Raw genomic sequence first — 347 nt, forward strand, 5'->3', positions numbered from 1 at the left:
TTTTGTATGAAATTTAAAAGTTTATTTCCTAAGGGTTCATTTACCCCACTTAATAAAGCTTGTATGTTTTTTTCTAGCAAATTCATGGAAGTTCCTTAAAAGAATTGATGATAATATTTATTCTTTGCTCTAATTTTTCCATAAAATAAAGCAACCATTCATCATAAGCCTTGATATAGGCTGTGATAAAACTAGCATGAACTAAAATATTTTCTTTATAAACCAAACTTATCCTAAGTCCTCGCTCATACATCACTGCTTTTAAAATACCATCCTGTATAAACTCATCTTCATCTAAAGAGTGATTGAAATTTTCTATATTTTGATAAACTTTTTCTAAAAATTCC

Annotated in this window: 1 pseudogene; it reads right to left on the reverse strand. The window is 27.1% G+C overall.

The features are described from left to right. Positions 1–82: 82 nt before the first annotated feature. A pseudogene (locus ELQ04_RS08560) lies at positions 83–347 on the reverse strand (motility associated factor glycosyltransferase family protein); the annotation flags it as partial.

It is taken from the genome of Campylobacter sp. CH278 (assembly GCF_004378845.1).
GTDB lineage: Bacteria > Campylobacterota > Campylobacteria > Campylobacterales > Campylobacteraceae > Campylobacter_D > Campylobacter_D jejuni.